Source organism: Microbacterium sp. NPDC055903, assembly GCF_053615555.1.
This window is the reverse complement of record NZ_JBSHCA010000002.1, coordinates 593,845-608,542: the sequence shown is the minus strand read 5'-3', so window position 1 is coordinate 608,542 and position 14,698 is coordinate 593,845. Positions and strand designations below refer to the sequence as shown.

The following is a 14,698-nucleotide window of genomic DNA, read 5'->3' as shown; positions in this document are numbered from 1 at the left end:
GATCACCCGTGCGTGATGGTCGGTACGTGCGGGGCCGGCTGGTAGCGCAGCCATAGGGTCGAGAGCGCGGGAAGGGTCACGGGCGCGGTGATCTGCGCATCCTCGCCGTCGCGCTGCGCGACCACCATCCCGAGATTGCCGATGCCGTAGCCGCCGTACTCGGCCGCATCGGAGTTGAGGATCTCCTGCCAGACGCCCTCGGCCGGGAACTCGAGGGGGAAGGCGTGCCGGGTGACCCCGGCGAAGTTGCTGATGACGACGACGCGCCCGCCGTGCGCATCCCGGCGTTCGAAGGCGACGACGGTCGGATCCCAGTGCGGGGCCCCGAGCCGACGGAAGGCGGTGGCGTCCCCGTCGCGCTCCCACAGAGGCGCCTGGGCGCGATAGACGCCGTTCATCGCGCCGACGAACCCCTGCAGCTGACGGTGCGCCGGCTGATCGAGCAGCCACCACTCCAGCTCGCGGGATTCGGACCACTCGGAGAGCTGCCCGAACTCCTGACCCATGAACAGGAGCTTCTTGCCGGGATGGCCCCACATGTAGGCGAGGTAGGCGCGCGCGTTCGCGAGGCGGTGCGCGTGATCACCCGGCATCTTCGATACGAGACTGCGCTTGCCGTGCACGACCTCGTCGTGGCTGATGGGCAGGACGTAGTTCTCGCCGAAAGCATAGACGAACGAGAAGGTCATCTCGCCCTCGTGGTGTGAGCGGTGGATCGGATCGCGCTGGATGTACGAGAGCGAGTCGTTCATCCATCCCATGTTCCACTTGAATCCGAAGCCGAGGCCGGCATGCTCGGTGGGCGCGGTGACCCCGGGGAAGCTCGTGGACTCCTCGGCGATCATGAGGATGCCGGGATGCAGTCGGTAGGCGGTCGCGTTGACCTCCTGGAGGAATCGGATCGCCTCGAGGTTCTCCCGACCGCCATGGACGTTCGGCTCCCATTCGCCGTCCTTGCGGGAGTAGTCCAGGTAGAGCATGGACGCGACGGCGTCGACGCGCAGCCCGTCGATGTGGAACTGCTCGAGCCAGTACAGAGCGTTGGCGACGAGGAAGCCGCGCACCTCCGGCCGCCCGTAGTCGAAGATGAGCGTGCCCCAGTCCTGATGCTCCCCGCGCCGCGGATCCGGATGCTCGTACAGCGGCTGGCCGTCGAAGCGGGCGAGGGCGAAGGCGTCCTTCGGGAAGTGTCCTGGCACCCAGTCCAGGATCACCCCGATACCCGCCTGATGCAGCCGATCGATGAGGTAGCGGAGGTCGTCCGGGGAGCCGAAGCGGCTCGTCGCCGCGTAGTAGCCGCTCACCTGGTACCCCCAGGACCCCCCGAAGGGATGCTCCGCGAGGGGCATGAACTCCACGTGGGTGAAGCCCGTGGCCTGGACGTGCTCGATGAGGGGCTCGGCGATGTCTCGATAGCCGAGGCCTTCGCGCCAGGATCCGAGGTGCACTTCGTACACCGACAGCGGCTGCGCTACCGCGTGGGTGGCCGCTCTGCGCGTCATCCACGCGCCGTCCTGCCAGGAGTGCGCTGATGCCGTGACGACGGACGCGGTCTCCGGCGGGAGCTGGGCGGCCTGCGCCATCGGGTCGGCCTTGAGGATCCACCGACCGTCCCGTGTCAGGAGCTCGTACTTGTACCGCGTGCCGACGGCCACTCCGGGGATGAACAGCTCCCAGATGCCGCTCGATCCCATGGAGCGCATGGCGTGACCTGCGCCGTCCCAGTCGTTGTGGTCGCCGACGACGCGCACGGCCTGCGCGTTGGGAGCCCAGACGGCGAACGCGGTGCCGAGCTCGGAGCCGTGCGCCCGCGGATGCGCGCCGAGGACGTCCCAGAGACGCTCGTGGCGTCCCTCCGCGATGAGATGCAGATCGAGGTCGCCGAGCGTGGGGAGATGGCGGTAGGGGTCGCCGACGATGCTCTCCGCGCCCTCGCCGTACACCGTCGCGATCCGGTAGGGAACGCTCGGCCCGTCGTATCGCCCCTCCCATATGCCGTGCGCGGCATGCGAGAGTCGGAGGCGCTCACCGTTCTGGAAGACGAGCTCGACGGTGGTCGCGAGGGGGCGTCGGACCCGCACCGTGGTTGTCATGGCGCCTGCGGCATCCTCGGAGGGATGAGCACCGAGAACCGCGTGAGGTGCATGGTGCGAGCCCGATGCGACCTGCTCCCACCCCTGCGAAGCCGTGATGTCCTCGATGTAGCTCATGATCGCTTCCTCACTGCCAGGATGTGGACCGGGTGCGTGAAAGCATCCAGACGCACGTAGTCGTGATCGGCCCAGGTCCACACCTGGCCGGTCATCAGGTCCTCGACGTCGAAGAGATCGCCTGGTTCGACGCCCCAGACGCGGGTGTCCAGGTGCACGGTCGTCTCACGGACGGAATGCGGGTCGACGTTGGCGACGACGATGATCGTGTCGGACGCACCCGTCCCCGTGAAGGCGGCGTCGAGGTGCTTGGAATAGACGAGGATGCTGTCGTCGTCGCTCCAGTGCACGGAGAGATTGCGCAGCTGGCGCAGCGCGGGGTGTGCCGCGCGGATCTCGTTGAGGCGCCGAAGATAGGGAGCCAGCGAATCGCCGGCCTTCTCGGCCGCGTCGAAGTCGCGGATCTTGTACTCGTACTTCTCGTTGTCGATGTTCTCCTCGGATCCGGGACGTGCGACGTTCTCGTACAGCTCGTATCCGGCGTACACCCCGTACGAGGCAGCAGCGGTCGCCGCGATGGCGGCGCGGATGCGGTACGCCGCCCTGCCGCCGAACTGCAGATACTCGGTGAGGATGTCCGGGGTGTTCACGAAGAGGTTGGGGCGCAGGAAATCGGCGGTCTCCTCGGCGAGCGAGGTGAGGAACTCCTCGAGCTCCGTCTTGGTGTTTCGCCAGGTGAAGTAGGTGTAGCTCTGCTGGAAGCCCGCGGCGGCGAGACCGCGCAGGGGAGCGGGTCGCGTGAACGCTTCGGCGAGGAAGACCACGTCGGGGAACTCCGCGTTCACCGCGGCGATCAGCCATTCCCAGAACCAGAGCGGCTTCGTGTGCGGGTTGTCGACCCTGAAGATGCGCACACCCTGCGCGATCCAGTGCCTGACGACACGGAGCACCTCTGCGCTGATGCCGTCAGGATCGTTGTCGAAGTTGATCGGGTAGATGTCCTGATACTTCTTCGGCGGGTTCTCGGCATAGGCGATGCTGCCGTCCGGAAGGGTGGTGAACCACTCCGGATGCTCGCTCACCCACGGATGATCCGGCGAAGCCTGCAGAGCGAGATCCAGCGCGACCTCGATGCCCGCCCTTTCGGCTGCCCGCACGAAGGCGCGGAAGTCCGCGAGTGAGCCCAGATCGGGGTGGACGGCGTCGTGGCCGCCCTCGGCCGCACCGATCGCCCACGGCGACCCGGGGTCGCTCTCCGCCGCATCCAGCGTGTTGTTGGGGCCCTTGCGGTTCGTCCGTCCGATCGGATGGATCGGGGGGAGGTACAGCACCTCGAAACCCATCTCCGCGATGGCGGGCAGCCGCTTGGCCGCGGAGCGGAAGGTGCCGCTGACGATGGTCCCGTCCTTGCGGCGCTTCGCGCCCTCCGACCGAGGGAAGAACTCGTACCAGGCACCGACGCCCGCCCTCGTCCGCTCGACGAGGATTCGCTGCGGGGCGGTCGTGGCGGTGAGCGAGCGCACCGGACGCTCGGAGAAGAGATCGGCGACGTCCGTGCTCCTGGCGGTGGCCAGCGCCGCATCCGGGGTCGTGAGCGATGCGGCGAGTTCCGTGAGGCGCGTGCGCTGCGCCGCGGGGCGATCTCTCTCGCCCGCCGCGCGGGCGAGGAGATCCCGGCCGAGCACGGTCATCACCTCGGCATCCACACCGGCGGCGATCTTCACCGCTGCGGCATGCGCCCACGTGGCGAAATCATCGGAGAACGCCTCGAAGCGATAGCGCCAGATGCCGCGTGCGTCGAGGGCCACCTCCGCACGCCATCTGTCCGTGCCATCGCCCAGCGGAGTGAGACGGTGCAGGCTCTCGGCGCCGTCCGGTGCCGTGAGGTGCAGGTGCACGCCGATGAGGTCATGTCCCTCCCGGAACGCGACGACGGAGAACGGCACGACCTCGCCGGCGAACGCGCTCGCATCGAACCCGCCCTGGACGCTCGGCCGAGGATCGACGAGCGGGATCCGACCTGTTCGCAGACCATCGGTCACCTGCGTGAAGGCGAGAGCCCTCAGCGGGATCTGGGAGGGACTCCGAAGGTCCGCGGGACGGGAGAGCGTACGTGCAGCCACATCCTGAATCTACCGCTCCGGCATCCGCTCTGACAGACGTTCGCACGCCGTTCCCGCGCGTGTCACTCCACGCGGAACAGATGCATCGATGTGCCGGGGATCGGCAGCACGTCACCGGGGGAGTAGACCTCGTCGGCAGCCCCTGGTCGCTCGTCCGCGCTGGACCACAGCGGGATGAATCGCGTCGCGCCCTCGATCGCGTCGGGGAGCGTGACATCGATCGGAGCCTCCGTGCCGTGCACGATCAGCAGGATGCGGTTGAACGCCTCGGTATCCGGCGTCGACGCCGCCACGTACTGGAGGGTGCGGTTGCCCGGATCCGTCCACTGCTGCTGCTCCATGGTCTCGCCGTTCTGGTCGTACCAGTCCATGACGCTCGCGTTCGGGATGTGCTCTCCGAGCCTGGCGTACTTGCTCGGCCGCAGGGCGGGATTCTCACGACGGAGCCTCGTGAGCGTCGTCACGTGCGCACGCAGATCCTCCTGCCACGGCTCGAACTCCCAGCTGAGCCAGGTCAGTGCCGAGTCCTGCGCGTAGGCGTTGTTGTTGCCGCGCTGCGTGCGCCCGGTCTCGTCGCCGGCGGTCAGCATGGGGATGCCTGCGGAGAGCAGCACGGTTCCGAGGATGTTGCGCATCGCCTTGCGCCGCGCGGCGAGGATGGCGGGGTCGTCCGTCGGTCCTTCTGCGCCGTGGTTGAACGCGCGGTTCATGTCGGCGCCGTCGTGGTTGTTCTCGCCGTTGGCCTCGTTGTGCTTGACGTCGTACGACACGAGGTCGTGCAGGGTGAAGCCGTCGTGGGCGGTGACGAAGTTGATGCTGGCGAGCGGGCCGCGATCCTCGGAGAACGTGTTCGACGAGCCGGCGAGGCGCGTGGCGAACCCGCCGATGCCGACCGGCGCCGACGCGCGCCTGGCGTAATCGATGTCGCTCAGCCAGAAGTTGCGGACACGATCGCGATAGCGGTCGTTCCACTCCAGGAATCCGTCGGGGAAGTTGCCGGTCTGCCAGCCGCCGAGACCCACGTCCCACGGTTCGGCGATGAGTTTGACGTCTTGCAGGGCGGGGTCGTCGCGGATCGCGAGCAGCAGCGGGTGCTCGCGATCGTATTCGTGGTTCGCGCCGCGTCCCAGCGTGGTCGCGAGGTCGAATCGGAATCCGTCGATCTGCATCTCGTTCGCCCAGTAGCGCAGCGAATCGAGGACGAGGCGCGCGGCAGCGTCCGTCGAGGTGTTGAGCGTGTTCCCGCACCCTGTCGTGTCGATGTAGGCGCCGTCCGGCTGCTGGCGGTAGTAGCTCGCGTTGTCGATCCCCCTGAGGCTCGACCGTGGTCCGCCGATGCCCTCCTCCGAGGTGTGGTTGTAGACGACATCGAGGATGACCTCGAGGCCGGCTTCGTGGAGCAGGCGGACCATGCCCTTGAACTCGGAGAGGATCGCCTCCGGGCCCTCCTTGCGTGCCTCGTCGCTCGCGTAGGCGGCGTGGGGCGTGAAGAAGTTCAGCGTGTTGTAGCCCCAGTAGTTGGTCAGCCCGCGCTCCAGCAGGCGCGGTTCGGGGACGAAGGCGTGGATCGGCAGGAGCTCGATCGACGTCACGCCGATGGAGTGGAAGTACTCGATCATCGCCGGGTGCGCGAGCCCGGCGTAGGTGCCGTGCAGCGCCGGGGTGACATCGGGATGCCGCTTGGTCATGCCCTTGAGATGGCCTTCGTAGACGACGGTGCGATCCAGCGGGATGCGGGGCTTCGCGACGCCGCCCCAGTCGAACCCGTCGGCGATGACGACGGAGCGCCACTCCTCGTAGCCGTCTCCCTGGGCGAGGCCGCGGGAGTACGGGTCGAGCAGGAGCGTCTCGGGATTGAACGTGTTGCCTGGGCCGTGCGGTCCTCCCACGCGCAGGGCGTAGCGCGTGCCGGGCTGCAGAAGCGGTGTGGTGACCTCCCAGACGCCCCCGGGACGCCGCTCGAGGGACACCGTGTCGGTGACCCAGTCGAGGTCGGTCTCGTCGAAGGTGACCAGTTCGACGGACGAGGCGTTCTGAGACCAGACACGAAGGGTGGCGACTCCGTCGTGCAGGCGCACGCCGAGATCGTCGAGGGCAGTGCCGCCGGGGGCGGCGAAGGCACGGGACGCGGGCATGGGTAATACCCTAAGCGCGATGTGTTGCAGTCTCATGTCACGTCGTACCCGGTTCCACCCCGGAGCGTGCGAATCCGGGGGAGAATCGTAGGATGCGCCATTATCTCGACCATGCGGCGACGACGCCTCTGCGGCCGGAGGCGAGGGATGCCTGGCTCGCGGCGGCCGAGGTGACCGGCAACGCCTCATCGACGCATGGCGCGGGACAGGACGCCAGGCGGCTGCTCGAGGAATCGCGCGAGTCGGTGGCGTCCATCCTGGACTGCGACCCGATCGAGGTCGTGTTCACCTCCGGCGGTACAGAGGCGATCAACACCGCCCTTCGTGGCCTGTGGACCAGCCGTCCGGAGGGGACCGGAGCGATCGTCCTCCCTGACGGCGAGCATCACGCGACGCTCGACACGGTCGCCGCGCTCGTCGCCGACGGGGCTCTCGAGCGCGTCGTCACCCTGACGCGGACGGCGCGCATCGAGCCGGAGGCGTTCGCCGCGGCGCTGCCCGGTTCGGCGTTCGCGACAGCCCTGGTCGCGAACAACGAGGCAGGGACGATCAACGACGCACCGGCCCTCGCGCGCGAGGCATCCACGGCCTCGGTCGCCCTGCACCTCGATGCCGTCGCGGCGTTGGGGCACGTGCCGATCTCCTTCCGGTCATGGCGCGGCGACGCGCGCCCGGCCGAAGGGCTGGTCGCGATGAGTACAGCGGGACACAAGATCGGCGCGCCGGCGGGCGTCGGCGCGCTCGTCGTGGCCCGCACGGCGCGGCTCGCGCCGCTCCTGCACGGCGGGAAGCAGCAGCGCGGCCTGCGCGCGGGGACGCAGGACGTCGCGGGAGCGGCCGCCTTCGCGGTCGCGCTGGAGCTCGCAGAGCGGGAGCGCGTGAGCGAGGGGGCCCGTCTCGCAGCTCTCAGAGACCGCCTCGTCACGGGGATCCGCGAGCGGGTGCCGTCCTCCGAACTGCTCGGCGACCCCGCCGAGCGCCTGCCGGGGAACGCGCATGTCCTCTTTCCCGGTGCGGTCGGGGAGAGCCTGCTCTTCCTCCTCGATGCCGCTGGCATCGCGGCGTCGACGGGATCGGCATGCCAGGCCGGCGTCGCCGAGCCCTCCCACGTCGTGACGGCGATGGGCCGCGGCGATCAGGACGCGCGCAGCGTCCTTCGCTTCAGCCTCGGGCGGACGTCGACGGACGCCGACGTGGATGCCGTACTCGATGTCATCGCCGACGCGTACTCGCGCGCCTCTGCATCCCGGTGATCGCCGCGGAGCGGAGCGCTCGCTGAGCCTGTCGAAGCGCTGTCGTGGGGCTGCTCGCTGAGCTTATGAAGCCGCTGTCCTCGGGCTGCTCGCTGAGCCTGTCGAAGCGCGCAGGGCCGTCGCCAGGAATCCGCTCGTAGACTGGTGGCATGCGGATACTTGCGGCGATGAGCGGAGGAGTGGACTCCGCCGTCGCGGCCGCGCGCGCGGTGGAGGCCGGCCACGACGTGGTCGGCGTGCATCTCGCCCTCTCCCGTGCCGGAGGGACGCTGCGAACGGGCAGCCGGGGATGCTGCACCATCGAGGACGCGCTGGACGCGCGACGGGCCGCCGATCGCCTCGGCATCCCGTTCTACGTATGGGACTTCTCCGAACGCTTCCGGGACGACGTCATCGACGACTTCATCAGCGAGTACAAGGCGGGGCGCACCCCGAATCCCTGCATGCGCTGCAACGAGAAGATCAAGTTCGCGGCCCTTCTCGAGCGGGCGATCGAACTCGGCTTCGACGCCGTGTGCACCGGGCACTACGCCACGCTCGTCGACGGCGAGGACGGGCTCGAGCTGCACAGGGCGTCCGACAACGCGAAGGACCAGTCCTACGTGCTCGGGGTGCTCACCGCCGATCAGCTCGCGCACACGTACTTCCCGCTCGGCTCGACGCCGTCCAAGGCGCTCGTGCGGGCCGAGGCGGCCGAGCGCGGCCTCAGCGTCGCGCAGAAGCCGGACAGTCACGACATCTGCTTCATCCCGGATGGTGACACCCGCGGCTGGCTCGCGGAGAAGGTCGGCACGGCGACGGGCGAGATCGTCGATCGCGCGGGTGCCGTGGTCGGTTCCCACGAGGGTGCCCACGCGTACACCGTCGGTCAGCGTCGTGGGCTTCATCTCGGGGTGCCGGCGGCGGACGGCAAGCCGCGGTTCGTCCTCGAGGTGCGCCCGGTGTCGAACACGGTGGTCGTCGGCCCGAAGGAGGCGCTCGCCATCGCCGAGATCTCCGGGAAGCGGTTCAGCTGGGCCGGATCTGCGCCGGCATCCGACGAGTTCCGCTGCGACGTGCAGATCAGAGCGCACGCGGAACCGGTGCCCGCGACGGCGTATGTATCGGAGGAGGGCGTTCGGGTGGTTCCCTCCGTGCCCCTCGACGGCGTCGCCCCGGGACAGACCGCGGTGATCTACACGGGAACCCGCGTGCTCGGCCAGTTCACCATCGATCGGACGGTATCGGCGGTTCCTGTCGGCGCGTAGTGCGCCGGCACCCGGTCCCTGAGATGTCGGAGCCCACTCGTAGACTCGACGTGTGCCGGAGAACATCTCGCTGGAAGCTGCTCGTATCGAGTCGACCGAGCTGACCGAACGCATCCTCGAGGCGAAGGACGCGTACTACGGTCGCGATACCTCGCCGGTGGATGATGCCACCTACGACGGCTGGATGCGTCGGCTCGAGGAGCTCGAGCGGCTCTACCCCGAGCTCCAGGGTCAGGATTCGCCCACGCAGATGGTCGGGGCAGCGCAGACGACGGGCCTCGCGACGATCGAGCACGCCGAGCGGATGCTGAGCCTCGACAACGTGTTCTCGCTCGATGAACTGCGTGAGTGGGCGGCGAAGACCCAGAACTCCGCTGGTCGCGACGTCGCCTGGCTGACCGAGCTGAAGATCGACGGGCTCGCGATCAACCTGCGCTATGAGAACGGCGTGTTGACGTCCGCGGCCACGCGCGGCGACGGGCGCGTCGGCGAGATCGTCACCGAGAACGCCCTTCGGCTGCCGGAGATCCCCGAGCGGCTGAGTGGCGAGGGACACCCGGCGATCGTCGAGGTCCGTGGCGAGGTGTTCATCCCTGTGGCGGCCTTCGAGCGCCTCAACGCCGCGCAGGCGGCTTTCCGCGAGCGGGCCTACACGGACTCGCTCGCCCGATGGGAGACCCGAAGCGGTGCGAAGCGGCCCTTCGACGAGGAGAAGGCCAGGGCGGCTGCTGCGCGCAGGTTCCCCGCCTTCGCCAATCCGCGCAACGCCGCCAGTGGAGGGCTCCGCCAGCAGCTCGACAAGAAGGACGGCCTGGAGCTCGAAGCCGGGTTGCTGCGCACCGAGTCGCTCGCGATGTACGTGCACGGCATCGGCGCGTGGAGCAATCCGCCGGTCGCTGCGCAGAGCGAGATCTACGGTCTGCTCTCCGGTTGGGGGCTGCCGACGAGCCCGCACACGAAGGTCTGCCGGAGCGTCGACGAGGTCGCCGACTTCGTCGCGCATTTCGGCGAGCACCGGCACGACATCGAGCACGAGCTCGACGGCATCGTGGTGAAGGTCGACGAGTTGGATCTTCACGATGAGCTGGGAGCGACGAGCCGTGCACCGCGCTGGGCGATCGCCTACAAGTACCCGCCGGAGGAGGTCCAGACGCGGTTGCTGGACATCGTCGTCTCCGTCGGTCGTACCGGGCGGGCGACGCCGTTCGCCGTGATGGAGCCCGCGCATGTCGCCGGCTCCGTCGTCCGGCAGGCCACCCTGCACAACAAGGATGTCGTGAAGGCGAAGGGCGTCCTCATCGGCGACACGATCGTGCTCCGAAAGGCGGGCGATGTGATCCCCGAGGTCCTCGGCCCGGTCGCGGACAGGCGAGACGGCAGCGAGCGGGAGTTCGTCATGCCCGAGAACTGCCCGGAGTGCGGTACGCCGCTGCGCGCGATGAAGGAAGGCGACATCGACCTGCGGTGCCCGAACGCGCGCTCGTGTCCTGCCCAGGTGCGCGGCAGGGTCGAGCACATCGGCTCGCGCGGCGCGCTGGACGTGGAGGCGCTCGGCGAGGTGACCGCCGCAGCGCTCACCCAGCCCACCACGCCGTCCATTCCGCCGCTCGTGACCGAGGCCGGCCTGTTCGCACTCACACTCGAGCAGATCGTCCCGATCGAGCTGTTCGTCCGGGACGCCGAGACGGGTCTTCCCAAGGAGGACGAGGACGGAAAGATCGTGACGAGGGCGCCGTTCCGTCGCAATCCCACCGCTGCGGAGCGCAAGGCGGGGCTGGAGGGGCCTCAGCCGTCATCACAGGCCCTCACCCTGCTCGCGGAACTCGAGAAGGCGAAGACCAAAGATCTCTGGCGGCTGCTCGTCTCGCTGAACATCCGTCACGTCGGGCCGGTCGCCGCACGTGCCCTGGCGCAGTGGTTCGGTTCGCTCGACGCGATCAGGGCGGCGTCCCGCGAGGAGCTCGCCGCGGTCGAAGGCGTCGGCGGGATCATCGCGGACTCGCTGCTGAACTGGTTCGAGGTCGACTGGCACCGCGAGATCGTGGAGAGCTGGGCCGCGGCCGGGGTGCAGTGGAGCACACCGGGCCACCCCGGCCCTGGCGCCGCCGCCGCAGGCGGGGGCGTGCTCGACGGGCTGACCGTGGTGGCGACCGGCTCGTTGGACGGTTACACGCGGGACGGTGCGCAGGAGGCCATCATCCAGGCCGGGGGCAAGGCGGCGTCCAGCGTCTCGAAGAAGACCGATTTCGTGGCGGCAGGCCCTGGCGCCGGATCCAAGCTCGCCAAGGCTGAAGAGCTCGGCATCCGCATCCTCGATGCTGCACAGTTCCACATCCTCGTCACCGAGGGGCCGGACGCGCTGGCATGAAGCGGTACGGCCCCCTGATAGCGGTGTCGGAGGCGCTCGCTCTCGGTGACCCAGGCAGACACCATCTGCGGCTGACGCCGGACGCGGTGATCATCCGGGATGGCAAGGACAGCGAAGGGATGCTCTCGTGGGAAGAGATCGAGAGCATCGCCATCGAGGTTCCGACGACGCGCTTCCGGCTTCCGGGGCTCGTGAGCACGCTCGTCCTCGGCGCTCTGACCGTCCTGACGCTGGACTCGCTGGATCTCGACCCCGATGATGGGGCTGTCGAGCTCGTCGTCCGCGGCGAGATCAGGCGGATGCCGCTGAGCAGACACCACGTCGGCGGGTATTGGGCCCCCACGGTGACCGGCGCAGACCGGCTCCTCACCCACCTCATCAGCACCCCCGCACAGCGGACTCTCCTCAGCCGCCCAGAGGCGCTCATCGATGTCGCCGCGCGACTCGCTCGAACCGCCGCGGACGACGATGGCTGAGCGGCTCATCGTGCTCAACGGCATGGCAGGTGCCGGGAAGACGACGCTCGCGCGGCCGTTGGCCGCAGCTCTCGGCGCCGCGCTGGTTTCGAAGGACGCCATCAAGGAGGCGCTCGGGGACGCAGTCGATGCGCCTCTCCCGACACGTGCGGTCGGAGCGCTCGCCTCCGATGCCTTGTGGCGCATCATCGGGATGCTGGACGGCCTCGTCGTCGCGGAATCGGTCTGGCTTGCTGATCGAGACGAGGAGTGGTTCCGACGCGGGTGGGAATCCGTGGGATCGCCGCCGGGCATCGAGGTGTGGTGCGAGGCGCCGCGATCGGTGATGCGCGAGCGCTACCTCACCCGCCCGCGGCATCGTGTCCACGACGACACCGCACGGATCGCGGAATGGGAGCAAGCCGCCGGTGCGGCGCGGCCGATGACGGGGCTCCCCGTGATCAGGGTCGATACGACATCACCTGTGGACGTGGATCGGCTGGTGTCGACCCTCTCCATTCGCGGAAGAGGGAGATGAGCCCTCTCCCTCACCCGGGCAGAACACGGACGTGCCGCAGCTCGTGGAGGCCCGTCGCTCCTCCTGCGTCGTCGATCTTCTCACCGCCGTCGGCGATCCAGCCATGACGCTCGTAGAAGCGGATCGCCCGGTCGTTGCCGGCGAGCACCCACAGGTACGCCTCGGCGAAGTCTTCGCGGCGCAGTTCGTGCTCGGCCCGCTCGATCAGCGCGTGGCCGACGCCCGTCGACCACGCGGAGGGATGAACGTACAGACCGGCGAGCTCGCCGCGACTCGGTTGTCCTGGATCGCGGGCCGGCCCGAACCCCGCCCAGCCGAGGATCTCCCCGGCATCCTCGGCGACGAGCATCCGATGCGCGGCATACTCGTACCCGCGCGGCGGCAGACCGTCCAGGGAGCGCGAGATCCACTCCTGCCACATCGTCGTGCGCCGGGACACGTCCAGCGCGTCCAGCACGTCCTGCGCGATCAGCCCGCGATACGCGGCACGCCATCCATCGACGTGGACCCTCGCGACGCCTGCTGCATCCTCGGGCCTCGCCCACCGCACCTCGACCATTCCGTCACCGTAACGTGCGACCGCGTGTCGAGGGTCAGGCCTTGTGACGCGGCTTGCGGTACGGACGCTCATCGCGGTCGTCGCGACCGCGCGAAGACCGCTCGAAACGGTCGCCGTTCTCGCGCCGTGCTCCGCCGCGCGGGCCGCGATCGGGCTTGATCTCGATGAGCCGCCCGGAGATGCGCGTGTCGCGCAGTTTCTCGAGCACCGAGGCGTCGAGATTCGCCGGCAGCTCGACGATGGAGAAGTCCGGCTTGATGTTGATCGCGCCGAAGTCGTCGCGGCCGAGCCCGCCCTCGTTCGCGAGCGCCCCGACGATCTGACGCGGCTCGACACGGTGACGGCGGCCCACCTCGATGCGGTAGGCGGCGTAGTCGCCCCGACCTCGGCGCTCCGTGCGGGGCTGGCGCGGTTCGCGAGTGCCCTGCTCGCGAACCGGACGATTATCGCGCTCGACGGAGCGGGCGAGAGCGTCGTCGGAGGGGTCGAGGAGCAGCGGGGTCTCGCCCTGCGCGACGACGGCGAGGGCGGCGGCCACATCGGCCTCGGGGACGTCGTGGTGACGCACGTAGTGGTCGATGATGTCGCGGAACTTCTCGATGCGCGCCGTCTCGGCGAGGGCCGTCGTGATCGCATCGTCGAAGCGCGCGAGACGCGTCGTGTTGACATCGTCCGTGCTGGGAAGCTGCATCTGCGACGGCTGCTGCCGGGTGGCCTTCTCGATGTGCTTGAGGAGGTAGCGCTCGCGCGGCGTGATGAAGCTGATCGCGTCGCCGGTGCGGCCGGCACGGCCGGTGCGGCCGATCCGGTGCACGTAGGACTCGGTGTCGGTGGGGATGTCGAAGTTCACGACATGGCTGATGCGCTCCACGTCCAGGCCTCGGGCCGCGACGTCCGTGGCGACGAGGATGTCGAGCTTGCCGTCCTTGAGCTGATTGACGCTGCGCTCTCGCTGCACCTGGGGCACGTCGCCGTTGATGGCCGCTGCGGAGTAGCCGCGTGCTCTGAGCTTCTCTGCGAGTGTCTCGGTCTCGTTCTTCGTGCGGACGAAGACGATCATGCCGTCGAAGTTCTCCACCTCGAGGATGCGGGTGAGCGCGTCGACCTTCTGCGCATACGACACCACGAGATAGCGCTGCGTGATGTTCGTGTTCGTCGCGGTCTTGGAGGTGATCGTGATCTCTTCTGGGTCGTGCAGGTACTGCTGCGCGAGTCGCCTGATCTGAGCGGGCATGGTGGCCGAGAAGAGTGCGACCTGCTTGTCGTCCGGCGTCTGCGCCAGGATCTGCTCGACGTCCTCCGCGAAGCCCATCTTGAGCATCTCGTCCGCCTCATCGAGCACGAGGTACTTCAGCTCGGAGAGATCGAGCGTGCCCTTGGCGAGGTGATCCATGATCCGGCCCGGCGTGCCGACGACGACGTGCACCCCGCGACGCAGGGCGGAGAGCTGGACACCGTAGCCCTGGCCGCCGTAGACGGGAAGGACGTGCACGCCCTTCATCCGCGTGGCATACGACTCGAAGGCCTCGCAGACCTGCAGGGCGAGCTCGCGCGTGGGGGCGAGGACCAGCGCCTGCGGGGTCTTCTGGGCGAGGTCGAGGCGCTCCAGCACGGGCAGCGCGAAGGCCGCCGTCTTCCCGGTTCCGGTCTGCGCCATGCCGACGACGTCGCGTCCGCTCAGAAGGGTCGGGATGGTCGCCGCCTGGATGGGCGATGGCGTCTCGTACCCGAGATCCTTGATCGCCTTGAGGACGGCGCCGGTGATGCCGAGCTCCTCGAATCCGGGGGTCTGCGGGGCGTCGGTGGTCGCTTCGTCTTCAGGGGTCACTGATCAAAGGTAGCGCTCCGCGCCGGATTCCGCCTCTGAGGG

Annotated in this window: 10 protein-coding genes; 5 read left to right on the top strand and 5 right to left on the bottom strand. The window is 68.8% G+C overall.

The features are described 5' to 3' along the window. Positions 1-2 precede the first annotated feature (2 nt). The 3 genes from glgB to glgX all read right to left on the bottom strand — a co-directional run bounded on the left by glgB (position 3) and on the right by glgX (position 6,408). Positions 3-2,210: a 1,4-alpha-glucan branching protein GlgB gene (glgB, locus tag ACWGJP_RS12335; protein WP_452330073.1), complete on the bottom strand. Its 2,208-nt coding sequence runs from the start codon at positions 2,208-2,210 to the stop codon at positions 3-5. Beyond that, complete coding sequence (locus ACWGJP_RS12330) at positions 2,207-4,273, bottom strand: maltotransferase domain-containing protein (protein ID WP_452330072.1); 2,067 nt, start codon at positions 4,271-4,273, stop codon at positions 2,207-2,209. Before ACWGJP_RS12330 ends, glgB begins: the two co-directional genes overlap by 4 nt. Positions 4,274-4,335: 62 nt before the next feature. After that, positions 4,336-6,408, bottom strand: a complete 2,073-nt coding sequence (gene glgX / locus ACWGJP_RS12325; protein ID WP_452330071.1) for a glycogen debranching protein GlgX — start codon at positions 6,406-6,408, stop codon at positions 4,336-4,338. Positions 6,409-6,500: 92 nt separating this feature from the next. On the opposite strand from glgX, the gene ACWGJP_RS12320 reads away from it, so the two are divergent. The 5 genes from ACWGJP_RS12320 (at position 6,501) to ACWGJP_RS12300 (ending at position 12,269) form a co-directional block, all read left to right on the top strand. Next, positions 6,501-7,661, top strand: a complete 1,161-nt coding sequence (locus ACWGJP_RS12320) for a cysteine desulfurase family protein (RefSeq protein ID WP_452330070.1) — start codon at positions 6,501-6,503, stop codon at positions 7,659-7,661. Positions 7,662-7,810: 149 nt separating this feature from the next. Continuing rightward, the gene (mnmA, locus tag ACWGJP_RS12315) at positions 7,811-8,908 is read left to right on the top strand and encodes a tRNA 2-thiouridine(34) synthase MnmA (RefSeq protein WP_452330069.1); all 1,098 of its coding nucleotides are present in this window, start codon (positions 7,811-7,813) and stop codon (positions 8,906-8,908) included. Between the two features lie 52 nt (positions 8,909-8,960). Next, complete coding sequence (ligA, locus tag ACWGJP_RS12310; RefSeq protein WP_452330068.1) at positions 8,961-11,276, top strand: NAD-dependent DNA ligase LigA; 2,316 nt, start codon at positions 8,961-8,963, stop codon at positions 11,274-11,276. After that, a complete protein-coding gene (locus ACWGJP_RS12305; protein ID WP_452330067.1) occupies positions 11,273-11,752 on the top strand; it encodes a hypothetical protein in 480 nt (159 codons plus the stop codon). The genes ligA and ACWGJP_RS12305 overlap by 4 nt, the downstream gene beginning before the upstream one ends. Further along, positions 11,706-12,269, top strand: coding sequence for an AAA family ATPase (locus tag ACWGJP_RS12300; RefSeq protein ID WP_452330066.1), 564 nt, complete (start codon positions 11,706-11,708; stop codon positions 12,267-12,269). The genes ACWGJP_RS12305 and ACWGJP_RS12300 overlap by 47 nt, the downstream gene beginning before the upstream one ends. A gap of 10 nt (positions 12,270-12,279) precedes the next feature. Here the strand turns inward: ACWGJP_RS12300 and ACWGJP_RS12295 are convergent, their stop codons facing one another. Together ACWGJP_RS12295 and ACWGJP_RS12290 are read right to left on the bottom strand one after the other, a co-directional pair. Beyond that, positions 12,280-12,828: an N-acetyltransferase family protein gene (locus ACWGJP_RS12295; RefSeq protein WP_452330065.1), complete on the bottom strand. Its 549-nt coding sequence runs from the start codon at positions 12,826-12,828 to the stop codon at positions 12,280-12,282. Positions 12,829-12,862: 34 nt separating this feature from the next. Beyond that, on the bottom strand, positions 12,863-14,656 hold the full coding sequence (locus ACWGJP_RS12290; RefSeq protein ID WP_452330064.1) for a DEAD/DEAH box helicase: 1,794 nt from the start codon (positions 14,654-14,656) through the stop codon (positions 12,863-12,865). Positions 14,657-14,698 lie beyond the last annotated feature (42 nt).

Excerpts from the sequence above, each read along its gene's own strand:
- glgB (WP_452330073.1), bottom strand. The coding sequence starts at position 2,210 with ATGAGCTACATCGAGGACATCACGGCTTCGCAGGGGTGGGAGCAGGTC.
- glgX (WP_452330071.1), bottom strand. The coding sequence starts at position 6,408 with ATGCCCGCGTCCCGTGCCTTCGCCGCCCCCGGCGGCACTGCCCTCGAC.
- ACWGJP_RS12320 (WP_452330070.1), top strand. The coding sequence starts at position 6,501 with ATGCGCCATTATCTCGACCATGCGGCGACGACGCCTCTGCGGCCGGAG.
- mnmA (WP_452330069.1), top strand. The coding sequence starts at position 7,811 with ATGCGGATACTTGCGGCGATGAGCGGAGGAGTGGACTCCGCCGTCGCG.
- ACWGJP_RS12305 (WP_452330067.1), top strand. The coding sequence starts at position 11,273 with ATGAAGCGGTACGGCCCCCTGATAGCGGTGTCGGAGGCGCTCGCTCTC.
- ACWGJP_RS12300 (WP_452330066.1), top strand. The coding sequence starts at position 11,706 with ATGTCGCCGCGCGACTCGCTCGAACCGCCGCGGACGACGATGGCTGAG.
- ACWGJP_RS12295 (WP_452330065.1), bottom strand. The coding sequence starts at position 12,828 with ATGGTCGAGGTGCGGTGGGCGAGGCCCGAGGATGCAGCAGGCGTCGCG.